Genomic DNA, 16,836 nt, shown 5'->3' with positions numbered 1-16,836 from the left:
TCGACCACCAAGAGGCAGGTTAATTAAATCAGGACTACTGGGCCCTCACATGGACACGGGCCGCGAAGACGTCGAGTCGTTGCTAGACGACACCCCCGGCCTGGCGGACGACCTCGAAGAGATACTGGCGATCGACGCCGATGGCCCGTGGGAGTTCGACGACATCCCGCTCGATTCGGGAACCTTTGGCGAGCTGGTCTCCCGCGGAATCGCGGTCGAGCAAGACGACGGATATCGACTCGCCGACCGCGAAGCGGTCCGAGCGGCGCTCGGACACGAAACCGAGGGCGACTCGGGGGATTCGTCCGCACAACGGACCTCACTGTTAGAGAACGTTGAGATACCGATCTCGCGCCAGACAGCGCTCCTACTGGGTGGGGTACTCGCGTTCGTCGCGCTCGTCCGCGTCGCGTTCGTCTACGACGTGGTGTACCGCGAGACGATCACGCTCATGGGCAACGACCCGTACAAGCGACTGTTCTGGGTCGAGCAACTACAGGGATACCCAGCCTTCGACGTGGGCGCACTCAGTTCGATCCCGGAAGGAATCAGGATGCGGGGAGACACGCTGATGCTCGTCACCACCTGGTGGCTCTCGGAGTTGCTGGGCGGGACGCCCGACGCGGCACGGCTGACGCTGGCCTGGTATCCGGTGGTGGCCGCGCTGATCACCGCCGCAGCAGTCTACGCCATCGCACAGAAGCTGACCGACGACGTCCGGGTCGCCGTGGCGAGTACGCTGTTGCTCGCCGTGACGCCGGTTCACGCCTACCGGACGGCGCTCGGATTCGGCGATCACCACGCGTTCGACTACATCTGGCTCGCACTGACGGTACTGGTCGTCATCTGGTGGGAGAAAGAGTACGAGACGGCCGAGAGCGTGACACTATCGCTCGGATCGAGACGGTGCTGGGCAGTCGCCGTCGCTCTCACGGTGTTGCTGACAGCCCAGACGTTGAGCTGGGTCGGGTCCGCGATCGTCCTCTTGCCGTTCGGCCTGTTCGTCGCCGTCCGGGGGGCGCTCGCACTGTACGACGACCGCTCGCCACTGAGAGAGACGGCGCCGTACCTCGGGAGTCTCGGGGCGGCAGCACTGCTCGTATTGGGAATCCACGCAGGTCTCGATTGGTTCCCACTCTTCCGTGCAGCGATCCCGCTCGTCGTCTTCGCCTTCGCCGTGGCCGTCGTCGCGTTCCTCGAAGCCGGCCGGGTCCTCTCGATTTCACCCAGAACGACACTGGTAGGAGGGATTGTCTCCTCGACCGTCGCCGTTCTCGTGGCAGTCCTGGCCACGCCGGTCCTGGACCCGGCGATCGATCGCGCCTTCGGCCTGTTCGAGTCGCGCCAGATCGCCGAATCCGGAGGACTGTTCAGCACAGAGGGTGGTATCTTCGTCCTCCCGATACTGTTGTTCGGGTTCATGCTGTTCCTCGCGCTCCCGTTCGTCGCGATGGGGGCATGGCGGGTAGCCAAACATCGAGACGCGCTGTGGGCGATCCCGACCGTCTACGCGATCTACTTCCTCGGGTGGGCGATCGTCAAGATCCGGTTTGCGGGGCCGCTCTCGCTGTTCACGGCCGTCTTCGCCGGCTGGGGTCTCGTCCGGGCCGCAAACTGGGTCGACCTCGCTCGCCCCGTCGACGTCTTCGATAGTGACCACGCAATAGACTGGTTCGAGCGCCCGGACGGCCGTCAGCTCGTCTCGCTCGTGTTGCTGTTTCTCCTCGTCGCTGGCCTGGGAATGGTCCAGACGCCGATCAAACAGGGCCAGTTGGCCGTCGAGGACAGCACCTACGAGACTGCCCAGTGGATCGACGAGTATAGCGAAGCCAACGGAATGGCGTATCCCGAAAACGGCGTCTTCGCGGAGTGGAGTGACACCCGCATCTACAACTACTTCGTCAGCGGGGAGTCGCTCAACTACGGATTCGAACAGCGCAACTACGTGCCATTCCTCGGTTCGACTGACGCCGAGGAGTGGTACGAACGCTTGCAGAATCAGCACGGCTTCGTCGTGTTCACGGGCGCACGAAACGGGACAGATGGGGCCACGATGGAGCGGCGTCTCATGGCCACCGACGAGTCGACCCTCTCCGGCTTCCAGCACTACCGACTCGTCCACACCACAGAGAACGGCCCACACCGTGTCTTCGAACTGGTGGACGGATCGACGATCGTCGGCGTCGAAGAGACAGCCGAGACAGTCACAGCAGAGACGAGCGTCAGCGTCTCGGGACAGACCTACACCTACCGCCAGCAGGTCTCGACGAATCCCTACGGACTCTACGCCGTGACGGTGCCGTACGCCGGGGAGTACGCCGTCGACGATCTGGAGGTCTCCGTCTCCGACTCGAACGTCCGATCCGGCGCTCGAGCGCTCCATCACGACAGAGACGGTCTCCTGCACTGGCCGTTCGACGCGACCGACGGCAGAGTCATCCACGATCGCGTCGGCGGGATCCAGGGCGAGGGCTCGAATCTGACGGTGACAGACGAGGGCATACAAGGCAGCGCGATCGAATTCGACAGGGCCGAACGGAGTCGCCTACAGGCCGACGTACGGGCTCCAGAGGAATTCACTATCAGTACGTGGATCAAACCGACCGCGCTCAATACGACCGAGGAAAACGATTATCGAAACATCGTCCGAAGCGGCGAAGGGTTATTCATCGTCTTAGAACAGAACGGCCGAGTCTCACTCAAGATACCGTGGGCTGACACACCGGCGGCAATCGGTGGAGACGTCACAGTCGACCGATGGCACCACGTCGCCGCAACCTACGACGGCCGCGAGTACACGCTGTACGTGAACGGCACGCAGGTTGCAAACGGCACCGTCCAGCAAGGCTCCCCGTCCTGGAACGGCCGTCTGCGCGTCGGTAGTGGCCCGAATCCACTGCACATCTTCGACGGGACTATCGACGAGTTCCGGATCTACGATCGAGCGCTCGGGACTGACGCTGTCCAGAGTCTCGCATCACGTACGAACTCGACCGAAGAGAGAAGCTAGCGGCCAGTCACGTTGACCCACAGGTGCGCCCTCCGATACGCCGTCTCGAAAGCCGGATCGCCAGGAGGCGGCGACTCGTACAACAAGAACGCCAATCGCAGCCGCTCGCCTGACATCGTCGGCGTCACCTCGACGGGCTCTTGCCAGGTCTCGCCATCGTCCACGCTGGCCTGCGCGCGGTCGAGTTCCCGAGATTCGAGCACCTGCGTCTCGTTGTCGACGATTTCCACACGTTGTAGTTCGACGATGACGGTGTAGTCCATCGACCGATGTTCGTGATTGCCGACCCCGACGACCAATGGCTGGGGCTCACCAACCGTGAAGTTCGTCGGGTAGTCGTCGGCGACCAACTCGCCGTCGTCGGTCTCCGAGAGCAGATACAGTTCAGTGAACGCCTCGCCCTCTTTGGGGACGAACAGCGCGTAGCCGACAGTGGTGACGGCCAGCAGAATGCTCAGGACGAGCAGGACGTTCAACGCGGCGTCTTTGCTCGAATCGGGCTCGAACAACTCCGCGCGAGCGTCTGCGAGCCACGACCGATACGGGACTCGGAATCGCTCGGCTTCCGGCAAGTCCCAGCGTCGAACGGTAGCCAGAGCGATGAACCCGAGCGTCACTCCAGAGGTCGCGACCATGATCGGGCCGAGGCGGATCCCCCACGGCGTGAAGTTCAATACTAACCCAATCAGTGGAACGATCGCGATACTCAGCCCGAACGAAAGCGCCAGTCGTTCGATCCCGTCGATCCCGCCGTCGTCGTCACTCTCGGGCGGTTCACCACGCTCGGGAAACAGCGCCGCCACGAACGTATATCCAGGAGCGAACAGGACGAACGCGAACCCGAGGCCGATCCGAAGCGGCGTGTCTGCGAGGACTGGGGCGAACACCGAGAGATTCGCCAGTACCACGAGTACCGCGATAGCGGCGAGATCGGCTGGCAACTCCCGGAGCTGTCGCGGGAGGAGCAGCCAGAGTGTCCGGCCGGCGGCCATTACGACGGACGTTGGCGAAGCCCGGGCATAAGGCGTACGGTACACCGCCCGCGCCGTCTCTCACCGGACGAGGGAATCGGCGGCCGACACGATTCGTTCTGCTTCCGACTCCGAGACCGAATCTCCCGCGAAATTCGTTCGCTCGTAGCCCTCGGTGACCGTCCGCAACGTCGAGGCGAGCTCCGCGTCGTCGGCGTCAGCGGTACACGCCCGATAGAACTCCCAGTGCGTCCCGTCACGTGGTCCGTCGAGCGAGACGCGCACCGCCGCGTACGCGAGTCGGACAGCCACCTGGGGCGCGGACTCGCGTGCAGCCGCCAACAGCGCCTCGGGATCGAGACCACTATCGGTAGAATCGTCGGCCACAGCGTCGTCTTCGATGACGTCCGGGCTTGCCTCGGGCTCGCTGGACTCCGATCGCGAGCGTCGCCAGACGAACCCGCCGATCCCGACGCCAGCGACCGCGACGACGAGGAGCCCACCACCGAGAAGCCACAGCGGCAAGCCAGACGCAGAGACTGAGACCGTTGCCCGCGCGTCCGAGGAACCGAGGTTCAGCCCGCGCCCGTCGAAGGAGGCCACGAGCTCCGCGCGCCCGTCCGACACCGCGCCCGAGGGCACGAGGACCGTCGTGTCGATCCACCCGGAAGCGTTGGTCGAGACGGTCGCCACCTGCTCCCCGTCAGCCGTGATCGTGACCGTCTGGTTCGGGATCGCTCGACCGTCCGCAGCGGTCAATCGCCCAGTCACCCGGGCAGTGCGATCGTCGAGAGCGGTAGTGGTGAGCGAGAGCTCAGTCGAGCGCTCGCGGACGCTGATCGTCGTCGACCCGTCGGCAGACTGGATCGATCGGCCTTGCAGCGCGAGCCGAGCCTGCAGCGAGCGATTGCCGGGTTCGAGAGTCGCCGGGATCGAGACGTTACGCTCGAACGTGCCGTCGCTCCCGGTCGTCGCATTGGCGAGCAATCGCCCGTCGGCGAAGACGAGCACCGGCGCATCGGGGACACCCACATCGTCGACGGAGACGCGACCGAACACTCCGACTGTGTCGCTATATCCGACGCGAGCCGGCGCTGGGGAGACCTCGACCGTCGGTTCGGAGGCAACCGAGACATCGACCGTCGGCTCGACCGACGCGACCGAAATGTCGACCGTCGCGTTGGCGCCGAGATACGGCTCCATCTCGTCAGGGACGTACCGGATCGACAGTTCCTCGGTGTCGACCGGGAGCGTGACGGGCCGATACGCGAAGGAGAACGCACCGGCGGCGTCGGTCCGAGTCGTGATCGTCTGCTCGCCCACCTCGAAACGGATCGAGCGATTCGTGACGGCCGTCCCGTTCGCCAGCCGAAGTCGCCCCGAGACGGTCAGCGGCTCCCGGAAGGAGGCGTTCGTCGACCGAACGTCGAGAGCGAGTTCAGTCTGGACGAACGCGTCCGCCCGGACCTCGGCCTGTCGAGCCGAGATGTTCGAGAAACTGGCCTGTACTGATTCGACTGTGCGATCGAAATCGAGCTGGACATCGCCGTCGAACGTCCGGGCGACCGCGGCGACTCTGGACGCGTTCGTTTCGAGGGCTGACTCGATCCGTTCGAGCCGTCGGGCGACCGACCGCGTGACGTCGTCGTGGCCCGTCGACCCCGCCCAGGTCTCGCCGAAGCGAAGGTCACGACTCGACTGGACGAGTCGGTAGGTGCTGTAGGTCTGGGAGTAGCGTTCTGCCAGCCCCGTGTAGTTGGCCAGCGCCCGGCGGAACGCCGTCACGTTCCGGGCGCGCTCGGTGTTGCCGGTCTCCTCGGAGACTGATCGATAGGAGTCGAGTAACTCTTCGTACTCCGAGGAGTCGAGTCGCTCGCGAACGTCGCCGTACTGGCCCTGGCTGAGATTGATCGCGCCGCTCTCGACCTGCCCCTGGATGCGCTGGGCGAGCTGGCGCTCGAACGCACTGAGATCGCGCTCAGACTGGAGGCCCGCCGGATCTTCCTGGGTGAGCCCCTCGGTACTGTCTGACCCACGATCCAGGATTCCGGGGCCGACAGCACCGGCAGCGACGCTTCCGAGGACGAGGCCGGCGAGGAGGACGCACACGGCGCTGACGAGCAACAGCGTCGAGAGCCGGCTGGAGAGGGCGTCGTCAGGGCCGAACACACTCACGACAAGCCCAGCCGCGGATATAACGTCTTCTCTCCAGGCCCGGATCGCGCTCGCTCCGACCCCCCGGTCGTGATCACTCTGGCCGTGGGATCAATAGCTTCAACTGCCGGAGCGCACTCCGAGAATGTAATGAGAGCGACCCGGCGGCTCCAGTGGCTGGGCGCGACGAGCGGGCTGCTGGCAGTGCTCGCTGTCCTCACCGAGCGCCCGCTCCTGCTGGCCGGAGGGGCCGCGACGGCCGTCCTCGTCCTCGCCGTCCAGCTTCGGTTTCTCGGGCAGTTGCGAGCCCTGGACGACCGGCTAGCCGTCGAGGTCGGCGTCGGCCGGACGAACGTCCGGACGAACGAAACCGCGCCGCTCACGCTGTCGATTGCGGGAGCCGAGTACCCGGGGCCACTCACCGCGACGGTCGACCTCCCGCCGTCGGTCTCGGCCGAGGAGACGCCGATCCAGATCAGTCTCGATCGAGCGGAACACGACGGGCAGACTACAGCCGAACTCACTTTTCCCGTCGCCGGGACGAGCACCATCGACGGCGTCGAGATCGCCGTCGAGGATCGCTACGGCCTGTTTCACGAGACCGTCACGCGGGGCGAGCCGACGACGATCACCGTCGAACCGACCCAACCGCGGGCGGTCCACGTCGGCCAGGGTGGCGAGCGGACGACCTCGACGCTGGGCGGCCATCGCTCGGGCCAGCTCGGCCAGGGGATCGATCCTGCGGAACTCAGAGAGTACGTCCCCGGCGACACCGTCAGGGACATCGACTGGAAAGCGACGGCACGGCTGGGCGATCCCCACGTCCGGGAGTACGAGGTCGAGACCGACCGACGAACGCTGCTGTTCGTCGACCATCGTCACTCACTCGGGCGCGACAGCGAGGGTGAAACGATGCTCGCGTACCTCCGGGAGGTCGCCCTCGCGCTGACCGCGACCGCACGCGATCTCGACGACCCGCTCGGGCTGTACACCGTCGGTGACGGGGGGACGACCGCGGAGTTCGCCCCGAGCACGAACCCGCGCCACTACGAACGGATCCGCTCGCAACTCCTCGATCTCGGTCCGACGAGTGAGCGTGACGCGAGCGTCGACGTGGACAGTCTCGGTCCCGCGGCAGAGACAGACGCCCTCGGTCCCGCGGCGGCGACCCGACGGGCGGCCAGCCTGGACGGCACCTCGGCCTTCGAGGGGACGCTGCGACCGTACTTTTCGTCGCGGACGGAGTATCTGACACAGCTCACCGAGAAGCCGCTCTTCCGAACAGTGAAAACCCAGCGAGCGCACCTTGAGGGAAGCGTCTGGTCGGTCGTCCTCACCGACGACATCGACCGGGCGGAACTGCGAGAGACAGTCGATCTGGCGCGTCGCGGCCCGGGCCACGTCCTCGTGTTCGTGACGCCGCGCGTCCTGTTCGAACCCGGCGGCCTGAGCGACCTCGAATCGGCGTACGAGCGCTATCGCGACTTCGAGAATTTTCGACGCGATCTCGATCGACTGCCCGGCGTCACGGCCTACGAGGTCGGGCCGGCCGACCGGATCGACGCGCTGCTGGCTACTCGACGGAGGGAGCGCGTATGAGTGTGAGCGAAGACGGATCGACCGACGACGATCCGCTCACGCGAGCGTGGCTCGGCCTCGCTGGCGGCGTCACGCTGCTCGTCGTGATTCATCTCCTGGCGCTCGTCCTGATAGAAGAGGCGCTCCTCCCCCTGGTCGCACTCGAAGGAGTGGTCGGAATCGTCGTCGCGGGTGGGTTGCTCGCGGGCGGCGAAGACTGGCCGTGGGCGCTGGCGACGGGCGTCGCGAGCGCGGCCGGCGCGACCGCGACGTGGCTCGCCACGACCCAGGCCCAGTTGTGGCTTGTCGCGATCGGCGGGGCAGTCCTCGCGACGATCACGGGCTATGCGATCCACCGCTACGAACTCCTGACGATGGGGCTGCTGGAGGAGACACGATGACCGAACACATCGCCGAGGAGGCGACGCCATGAACGAACACATCTCTGAGGAATCGACGGCAGAATCGGACGACGAAGCGGCGCTCCGAGCCGAGATCGAGGTCCTCCGCGAGGAGAATCGACGGCTCCGTGCGGAGTACGCCCGGGCACGACAGAGTGAGTATCGACGGGCGGCACTCGTGCTCATCGGAGCGGGCCTCCTGAGCGGCCTCGGGGGCGTCCTCCTCACGAGTGCACAGACGGTGTTGTTCGCTCTGGGCGGGACCGGCGTGTTCGTCGGCGTATTGACCTACTATCTCACGCCCGAGCGACTCCAGCCCGCGAGCGTCGGGCAGGCAGTCTACCGCGCGATGGCGCGGACCCAGACGTCGATCACCGCGGAACTCGGACTCACCGAGGAGCGGCTCTACGTCCCGATCGACGCTGCGGGCGAGCAGTCAGTCCGGCTGTTCGTCCCCCAGCATACCACCTTCGACGTGCCCGACGACGACGCGCTCTCGGACGCGTTCGTCCTCGGCGAGAGCGACCGCCAGCGTGGGTTCGCGACCTATCCCACGGGTGAGACGCTGTTCGAACGCTTCGCGGAGACGAAATCTGGCTCGTTCGAGGGTGACGCCGAGTCGATCGCGACCCAGCTGGCCGGCGCGCTCGTCGAACAGTTCGAAGTGCTCGACGCGACCGACGTCGAAGCTCAGGAAGACCGAGTCGCGGTCGCCGTCTCCGGGGGTTCCTACGGACCGATCGACAGCTTCGACCACCCCGTCCCGTCACTGCTGGCTACCGGCCTGGCACGCGGACTCGACCGCCCCATCTCGGTGAGCGTCGAGCGCTCGCCCGACCGCCAGGCCGACGCGCTGGTTGTCTGTCGATGGGACGACCTCGAATCTGACGACGCCTAGGCGTCGCCCGACTCGGGAATCGAGTTCCGACAGTTCGTACAGATGTCGTCCTGCCAGGGAACCGTTATCTCGACGACCGCCTCCTGGTCGCACACTGGACAATACGCCTCTCGTTGTTGCTGATCGTGGGCCACGTCCTGGGTCACCACTGTTCTGCGAGCCGTGTGGGAACGACCCACACGTGTATATGTGATAACCTGTAAAATAGATATCCACTTATTTCACTGCGTGATACTACTCGATTGTCAGTGTTGCAGTTGCTTCAACAGCCCCATTATCGTTCGAAGCTACGATATTGACGAGATATTCGCCACCGACATAACGGTCTGGTATCAATATCGTGACTGTCGGTGTTACTGAGGATTGTGCAGCCCCCCAATTCAGTGTCACTGTTCCTGACTCTGCAATGTCCACTTCAAGAATTTCGCTCGGCACATCGACCTCGACACCCCAGTCGGTCCAAAGGCCTTCGAGTGTCACCTGACTAGCATTCTCGGCTGTAATATCGACAGTTCCCTGACCGCCGACCGGGAGGGAGCTTCCAGTCGCAGATACGACCACGTCACCGACAGTGCCTTGATATTCACTGGGCAAGACAGTCTCAACGTTCTGAACTGTCGTCAGGCCCTCTTGACGACGATTACTCACCTCTGGATCAATCTCGACAGCCACCGCTTGACCCTCTACCAACGAGGGGGTCGAGATGTCAATCGTTCGGTGTACTGAGACTACTTGACCGTTGTCCAGTTCCGCGGGAGGTACCGACACCTGCGTCGTGTTCAATTCGTTATCGGTCCCATCTCTGACGGTCACTGTCGCCATTCCCACACCGGGACCATGATTCGAAACCAGTACTCGAACAAATCGGTCGTTGTCTTCTCGATAGCGCACGTCTTCAACGCGCAACTCCGGACGAACTAGATATGTTTGTCGCAACGGCGTCGTTTCGGCTTGCGAGGGGAGCGTCCCATCAGGATCGATACGGACTTCGTGAGTATCGGAGTTGTCCAGTGCCTGTGGGTCAAGGGTCGTCTCGATTGTCGTCGTCGATTTCGCCCCGATTTGACTAATTGTTGGTGCTGCCACTGTCTCTGCGGCGTCGTTCAACACCACCGGAACTTTGTCAGCTACTGCGCCACCGTTGTTCGTCAATGCTATCTGGACCACCGCTTCGTTGGGACCTGGGCGCTGTGCGGAGACTTCGTCGACCCGTAACTTCGCTCGAGCAGCCACCAGCGAGATATCCCGTGGTTCGGTCTCTAGCGATGGTTCGGGCACGTCCACTGTGATGGTGAACTCCCCACCGTCACCAATGGTAACGTCACGGTCGCGAGTCAGAGTACCTCCACTATTCACTGGATCATGAGTGATCGAATCGATCTCTGTTCCATCGCGCAGAATTTTGACCGTGACCTGCTCAGAGCCGTCGATGTCACCTCGATTCTCCAGTTCGTACGACAAAGTTGTCTGGTCGCCAGCGACACCACTGTCGACACTGCCATCAATGGCATAGGCTGGCCCGAACTCTTGAGTAGTCGCAAACACGTCGCTAACGGTGTCAGTTCCCGGATCTCGAACTGAATACCCCGATAAGAACGAGGCAGGGCCGGTAAACACCAAGTCCGTGTATCGAACGCGGATACCGTCCTGAATGTCCTCGGTGATACTGCGATCGAAAATCCATCCGTTGCCCCTATCTAACCGATATACTAGGTCTCGAGTCGATCCTCCTTCCAGGATCGAAACGTACGACAGGATAGCTTGGTCGGCCCGTGCCGACAGCGATAATTCCCGCACTTCGATGACATCCTCTCGAAGTGAGAGCTCTGTCGTCGAGCTGTCAGCGGCCTCGACTAATGTCGGGTTTCGGTCGATATTGGTTGCCCAGACGACTCGACCGTTCGCGACAACGACCGTCGCCGCTTCCGGGGCACTGTAGGTCTGCTCAGAGATAGTCGAGGTCCCATCGCGGACTCTATGCGTAATATCCGTAACTTGCCCATTGTCCATTACGAGATATGCGAGGTCGACGGTACCATCGTCGCGGCTTCCGAGATCTGGGCTAGCGGCCCCACCCTGGTCGGTGATCGATGTCGTCGACCCGTCCGGGGACACGACTGTCGAGCGGACCGTCGAGGTGCCGACCTCGCGGTCGAAGGCCTCCCAGGCGAGGTACCACTCGCCGTCAGCTGTCGCTACCGTCGGGCGTCGCTGGGTGATACTCGTCGATGTAAGGAGTGTCGGGTTTGACCAGGAACTCCCATCGTAGATACTGTAGGCGATTTCAGTCTTATTGCGTGTATCATTGACATCTGAGAGAGTTTCGAGGTCACTGCTGGTAGTACGATCTTCAGGGAAGCGTTTCCAGGCTACGAGTATCTCACCAGTCTCGATCGCAGCACAGACCGGATCAGCGTCGGCATAGGTGCTGTCAGTGATCACGAACTGGTCGCTCCAAGAGCCGTTTTCGTACCATTGCGCGACGAGATCGTTCCCGGCTTTGGCGGACTTGTCTTCGTCCTGCTGGCTCCAGACGACCAGTTGCTTGCTGTCGGTTGGGCTGGCCAGTGCTGGTTGGATGTCTTCGTAGGGGCGGTCAGTTAACCGGAATGACTCCCGTGGTGAGATACTTTGTGTGCTCAGAGAGGCAGTCTGGACACTGTCAATCTCCGGGAGTGGTTGTGGTCCTCCTGTGGAGGTCTGGCGCACACGCGGATCAGAGAGCGATGAGGCCGTCACTTGGCTAGATCCGCTCGCACCGTCACCGGTGAGTGGTTGATCCCAGATGGGGTCCTGTTCAAGAACAATCTCAGTGCCAGGGATGTCGAGCACGACTTTTCCAGCGAGGAAAAAAGTGGCCCGGAGGTTCCAGTCGTCAGTGCCGACATCAAACTCTCCGTCGATTCCCCCACTTGGAACACCTTTGAGTTCGCCATCCGGTAACAACGGTAGTTCAAGATCAATACCGATCGAGACTTCCAGTTCGATCCCAGGTTTGACAGTCCCAGCATCAAACGAGAAGTCAGCGTTAAAATCAAAGGTGCCGTCCGCAGAGACGATTACAGTCGGGACGATACCGATGGCACTATTGGTGCCAGGGATAGGGATACTCACCGGGATAGGGACTGTTGGCGGTTCAATATCAAATTCGAGCTGGCTGTCAATATCGGCTTGAGCGCTCTCTAACGCCAAGGTGGTTGATTGGACCGTTCCGGTGAGAGCGACCTTAATCTCGAAGGCCAAGGCCATGACTTCGGCAGCAATGGTACCGGCTGCGGTAAGTTCCGCTTCGTTAACTAGTGGATCGTAGATACCACCCATGCCGACATCGAAGTCGTACGTACCATTGCCACCCTCGTCGGGACGATCGTCACCACTGAGGACGTCTTTCGGAATATCGAACCCGACGTCGAGATCTGCTAGCGGACTATAAGTAATCTCAATCTCCCCGTCAGTCAGTTCGACACCGAGAGTATCGGTGCTCTTGAGGAGAAATTCGAGCCACTCGGGTAGACGTTGGATGGGGATTTCATGTTCGATTTCCCGCGTTGCACCAGTGGAGGTGACTGCCTGGACAATTAGTGGGGTAGCGGGAGCAACGACATCACCGATGGTGAGAGAAGCATCGTAGGGAGGGTTAGTGGCAATCGATTGCTGGCCAGCGAACTCGAATTGGACTTGTTCAATATCACTAGTTTCGGGTACTTCGACAGTGGCCTCGACACTTTCGTCGATGCCGAGTTGTGGAAGCAGTGTGCCACCGATGTCACGGTCGAGGCCGGTAATTTCAACGGGTGGGGTACCGACAGTGAGTTCACGGGTGAACGTCTCTCCATCGGCAGTCAAGGTAATGGTGTACGTGCCTGATGTGGCGTATGTGTGGCTGACACGTGGCCCCTTTGCAGTTGAGCCATCTCCAAATTCCCACGTGAGCGTTATGTCTTCATTCTCAAGTTCATCTTCAGTGAGCCCCGAATCGAACTGCACTGTATCGTTGGTCTGTGGTACAGTATTGTTGATGCTAAAGCCACTTACCAAGTCGTTGCCGTCCGCTTCAACTCGTACGGTCGCGCTGGCTATATCCTCAATATTAATACTGTCTACACTCGATTTGGCATGTAACTGAACTTTATACTCTCCCGAAGTATCATAGTGGTGGGTGACTTGAGTACCCTGAGCTTCTGTACCGTCTCCAAATTCCCAGACGAATTCGTCAATCGTCCCGTCAGATGGACTTGCATCGAAAGTTACGTCGCTTGAAGGCGATGTAGACAGAGGGCTATAGTCGAACCTCGCATTGAGATTAGGTGTCTCAATTGCTTCGAGAGTGAGTTGATAAGGCCCCAGCCTAGTATATCTTTCATGACTTATCCAAAGTGTGTGCGTGCCGGTTTGCTCAAGGATTTCAGTTTCCTGCCTTTCTAGAGGCGGATCTTCAAATGGAGGATTAACCAAAGTACCGAACGGTTCTTTTGAGCCATCCGGTAGTACTATCTCTACTATCGGAGTGAAGATATCACTAGAAATAGTTAGTTTGACTTTATCCCCCTTCTCTCCATAAAAAGAAACAGGTTCATAATACCACTGTGCTAGGTCTGGGTAGTTAGGATCTGTTCCCCCAATACGGCCATCTTTTGTTTGCCCGTATCGTATCGAACGGAGATCTGTCATTAAAACAGTCAAACCTATGCGATGAAGTTAATAGCATCGACTAATCCTCTTGCCCATACATCACGATAGATGGGTACACTCTCCCCAGATTACACCACTTATTGTTAGATTGTAAATTCCATACTTTATAGTTGTTTTCAATAATTAAACGTCATGCCTGATTTACTCCCTATAAGGCGCCGCTTCGGCGACGGCCTTCGAACTCGGCGTCTCGACGGTCGAGAGGACGTCCTCGACGACCTGGCTGCGGGAGACGTTCCCGAGTTCGGCGTCCGTGCTCAACACGAGTCGATGTGAGAGGATGGGCGCGGCCATCGTCTTCACGTCGTCCGGGATGACGTACTCGCGGCCGTGGATCGCCGCCCGGGCTTTCGCGGTGTTGAGAAAAGCGATCGACGCCCGCGGCGACGCACCGTGGTCGATATCGGGGTTCGATCGCGTTGCCGCGACGATATCGAGGATGTACTCGCGGACGGCGTCGGCGACGTGGACGCTCTGGACGACCTCGCGTGCTTCCTGAAGCTCCTCGATCGTCACCACGCGCTCGACGCCGTCGGGGCCGAGCGTCGGGTCGGCGTCGAACCGTTCGAGCAGCTCGCCCTCTTCCTCGCGGTCGGGTAGATCGACAGAAAGCTTGACCTGGAAGCGGTCGCGCTGGGCTTCGGGCAGTTCGAAGGTCCCCTCCATCTCGATAGGGTTCTGGGTCGCGATCACCATGAACGGGTCGGGCAACTCCAGGGTATTGCCTTCGATGGTGACGTGGCGTTCTTGCATGGCCTCCAGCAGCGCGGACTGGGTCTTCGGGGTCGCACGGTTGATCTCGTCGGCGACGATCAGGTTCGCGAAGACGGGCCCGCGCTGGAGTTCGAACGAGCCCTCCTGTTCGCGGTAAATGTACGTCCCGGTGATGTCCGCAGGGAGGATGTCGGGCGTCATCTGAATCCGGTTGTACTCCAGGCCGGTCGCCCGGGCGAACAGATTCGCGAGCGTCGTCTTCGCGACGCCGGGCACGCCTTCGAGGAGGATGTGCCCCCGGGTCAGAAGCGAGACGGTGAGTGCCTCGACGAGCTCGTCCTTGCCGATGAGGACGGTCCCGACCTCCGACTGGACGCGCTCGTAGAGTGCCGACGGATCAGTCATCGTTCTCCGGTATCTCCCGGCGACGTATAATCGCTTCCGTCACACGGCGCACCCGATCCTGCTCCCAGTCGGGGTGCTGGCTCGCGACGTAGGCCCTGATCTCTGCGTCGTTCAGTTCGACACGACGTGGCCGCTGGTCCGCACGAAGCGCCCGGACTCGCCGTGCGAGCAGGCCCGGCCCGCCCATCGCGACGAACCCGAGGAGCCCGAACGCCACCAGCCCGAGGCCGAACTGGACTGCCGGCGTCGTCCGGAGGACGAGCAGTCCGTACTGCAGCGGCGGGACCGGACCGCCGTGTGACTGGTCGAACAGGGCAGCACTCGAATTGTCGAGCAGTGCGCGGACGAACGCCTCGTTGCCCTCGCGTTCGAGCAGCGCGTTCGTGAACACGCTCGCGTCGCTCACGAGGACGAGCCGCCCCGATCCCAGGCGCTCGACGCTCGCGACCGGGACGGTACCGATCGACTCGTCGGGATCGAGCGTCGCGTTCCCGTTGCGGTCGACGTAGGCGGTCGGCGCAGTCGAGACCAGGACGCTCGCGTTGTTCGGGACGAGCGGGCTGGCGTAGTTGAGCGTCACTTGCTCGACGCCGTCGGTGAGCGCGTGCTCGGAGACGTTCGTCGCGACCGGCAACGCCGTCGAACGGTAGTTCGACTGCTCGTCACGGATCGTCCCGTTTCCGATCCGCGCCTTCGCATCGAGTGCCGACAGAAGCCCGTTCGTCCGTTCTGACTCGGCCGCGACGACGAGCGTGCCACCCTGCGAGAGGAACTGCCGGAGCTGGGCGGTCGCCACGGGACCGTACTCGCGCTGTGGCGCGACGACGAACGCCGTCGCCTCGCCCGCTGAGACGTCCTCGTAGGCGGCCGCGCCGATCGCGACCGTCGTCTCGAGACCCGCTTCCTCGACCGTCTCCCGGAGATCCGCCGTCCCGTCCCAGTCGCCGTTGTACGTTCCATAGGGCGTGTCCGAGGCGCTCATCGCCCCGACCAGTGCGACATTGGCGACGAGCAGGACGACCAGTACGACCGCACGCGGTCCGACGACCTGCCAGTCGACCACTCAGAGCACCCCCGGTGGGAGAATCGACAGAATCCGCCGAATCACGATCGCCACGAAGACGATCAATCCGGCGAGTATCAGCCACTTCAGTCGTGATCGCCACCGCGGCGTCACCTGAAACGGAGCCGTGAGTTCGACCAAGACGAGAAAGCCGACGAACGACACGACGAAGAACAACGACAGCGACAGCGCGTCGAGCACCGCTAACACGACGAGTGCCGTCAGCATCCAGGCTGCCTGGCCGTGGACGAATCGCTGCCGCCTCGGTGTCGCCATTCACATCCAGTTTGCGCTGAATCGCCTTAGAATGTGTCGACATCGCCGCCGACAGAACCAAAACTGGAACGCGTAAGTGTCCCCGCGTCCCAGAGCGAGTCATGTGGCCCTGGGGACATCTCGCCGCCGGCTATCTCGTCTATCGCGCGCTCGATTCGAACGGGGCGCGATCGACGGTCTCGCTGCTCGCGCTGGCGCTCGGGACGCAACTGCCGGATCTGATCGACAAGCCCTTCGCGTGGACGATCCCGCTACTCCCGAACGGGCGCTCGCTGGGGCACTCGCTGGTCCTCGCCCTCCCGCTGCTGGTCGGCCTCATCGTGGTGTTAGACGGACGGAGACGCCGAGTCGCGGCAGCGCTGGCGACGGGCTACCTGACCCACCTCGGGACGGACGCGCTCTATCCCGCACTGACCGGCGAGTGGTACTACGTCGGCTTCCTGGGCTGGCCGCTGATCGAGCCGATCGAATATCCCTCGGAGTCTGCGGGGATCGTCGAACACTTCCTCGCGTTCGAAGTTACGCTCACCAGCGGGTTCGAGATCCTGCTGTTCGTCCTCGCCGTCGCGCTGTGGATTCACGACGGCGTGCCCGGGCTGCGGGACGTACTGCGGGCGGTCGTCGACGGGATCGGCCGTCTCAGGGACGCGTTCTCGACAGCGTGAACCTGTCAC

General features: G+C 62.2%; 11 protein-coding genes. 5 read left to right on the top strand and 6 right to left on the bottom strand.

All coding sequences use genetic code 11. From position 1 onward, the window contains the following. The first annotated feature begins 49 nt into the window (after window positions 1-49). Entirely contained in the window at window positions 50-3,010 is a 2,961-nt protein-coding gene (locus tag DV733_RS10925) for a LamG-like jellyroll fold domain-containing protein (RefSeq protein ID WP_049994662.1), read from the top strand. Here DV733_RS10925 and DV733_RS10920 read toward each other — a convergent pair. Beyond that, window positions 3,007-4,002, bottom strand: a complete 996-nt coding sequence (locus DV733_RS10920) for a DUF1616 domain-containing protein (protein ID WP_049994663.1) — start codon at window positions 4,000-4,002, stop codon at window positions 3,007-3,009. The genes DV733_RS10925 and DV733_RS10920 overlap by 4 nt on opposite strands. A gap of 60 nt (window positions 4,003-4,062) precedes the next feature. Continuing rightward, complete coding sequence (locus DV733_RS10915; protein ID WP_049994664.1) at window positions 4,063-6,150, bottom strand: hypothetical protein; 2,088 nt, start codon at window positions 6,148-6,150, stop codon at window positions 4,063-4,065. Window positions 6,151-6,285: 135 nt separating this feature from the next. Between DV733_RS10915 and DV733_RS10910 the strand changes: the two genes are divergently transcribed. Genes DV733_RS10910 through DV733_RS10900 form a run of 3 tightly spaced genes read left to right on the top strand, consistent with a single transcriptional unit; the run spans window position 6,286 to window position 9,012 of the window. Further along, window positions 6,286-7,734, top strand: a complete 1,449-nt coding sequence (locus DV733_RS10910) for a DUF58 domain-containing protein (RefSeq protein ID WP_049994665.1) — start codon at window positions 6,286-6,288, stop codon at window positions 7,732-7,734. Continuing rightward, window positions 7,731-8,114 (top strand): hypothetical protein, encoded by a 384-nt coding sequence (locus DV733_RS10905; protein WP_049994666.1) that lies wholly within the window; start codon window positions 7,731-7,733, stop codon window positions 8,112-8,114. The genes DV733_RS10910 and DV733_RS10905 overlap by 4 nt, the downstream gene beginning before the upstream one ends. Window positions 8,115-8,142: 28 nt before the next feature. Further along, window positions 8,143-9,012, top strand: coding sequence for a hypothetical protein (locus DV733_RS10900; RefSeq protein WP_049994667.1), 870 nt, complete (start codon window positions 8,143-8,145; stop codon window positions 9,010-9,012). Between the two features lie 234 nt (window positions 9,013-9,246). On the opposite strand, the gene DV733_RS10895 is transcribed toward DV733_RS10900, so the two are convergent. The 4 genes from DV733_RS10895 to DV733_RS10880 form a co-directional block, all read right to left on the bottom strand. Further along, window positions 9,247-13,683: a PKD domain-containing protein gene (locus DV733_RS10895; RefSeq protein WP_079979508.1), complete on the bottom strand. Its 4,437-nt coding sequence runs from the start codon at window positions 13,681-13,683 to the stop codon at window positions 9,247-9,249. Between the two features lie 162 nt (window positions 13,684-13,845). After that, window positions 13,846-14,823, bottom strand: a complete 978-nt coding sequence (locus tag DV733_RS10890) for an AAA family ATPase (RefSeq protein WP_049994669.1) — start codon at window positions 14,821-14,823, stop codon at window positions 13,846-13,848. Then, window positions 14,816-15,886 carry a DUF4350 domain-containing protein gene (locus DV733_RS10885; RefSeq protein WP_049994670.1) on the bottom strand — a complete coding sequence of 357 codons (1,071 nt, stop codon included), beginning with the start codon at window positions 15,884-15,886 and terminating at the stop codon, window positions 14,816-14,818. Before DV733_RS10885 ends, DV733_RS10890 begins: the two co-directional genes overlap by 8 nt. Further along, complete coding sequence (locus tag DV733_RS10880; protein ID WP_049994671.1) at window positions 15,887-16,162, bottom strand: hypothetical protein; 276 nt, start codon at window positions 16,160-16,162, stop codon at window positions 15,887-15,889. Between the two features lie 101 nt (window positions 16,163-16,263). Here DV733_RS10880 and DV733_RS10875 point away from each other — a divergent pair, with 101 nt between their 5' ends. Beyond that, a complete protein-coding gene (locus DV733_RS10875) occupies window positions 16,264-16,827 on the top strand; it encodes a metal-dependent hydrolase (RefSeq protein WP_049994672.1) in 564 nt (187 codons plus the stop codon). The last annotated feature ends 9 nt before the right edge of the window (window positions 16,828-16,836 follow it).

The sequence above is a fragment of the Halapricum salinum genome, assembly GCF_004799665.1.
GTDB lineage: Archaea > Halobacteriota > Halobacteria > Halobacteriales > Haloarculaceae > Halapricum > Halapricum salinum.
This window is presented reverse-complemented; position numbering and strand designations above follow the sequence as displayed.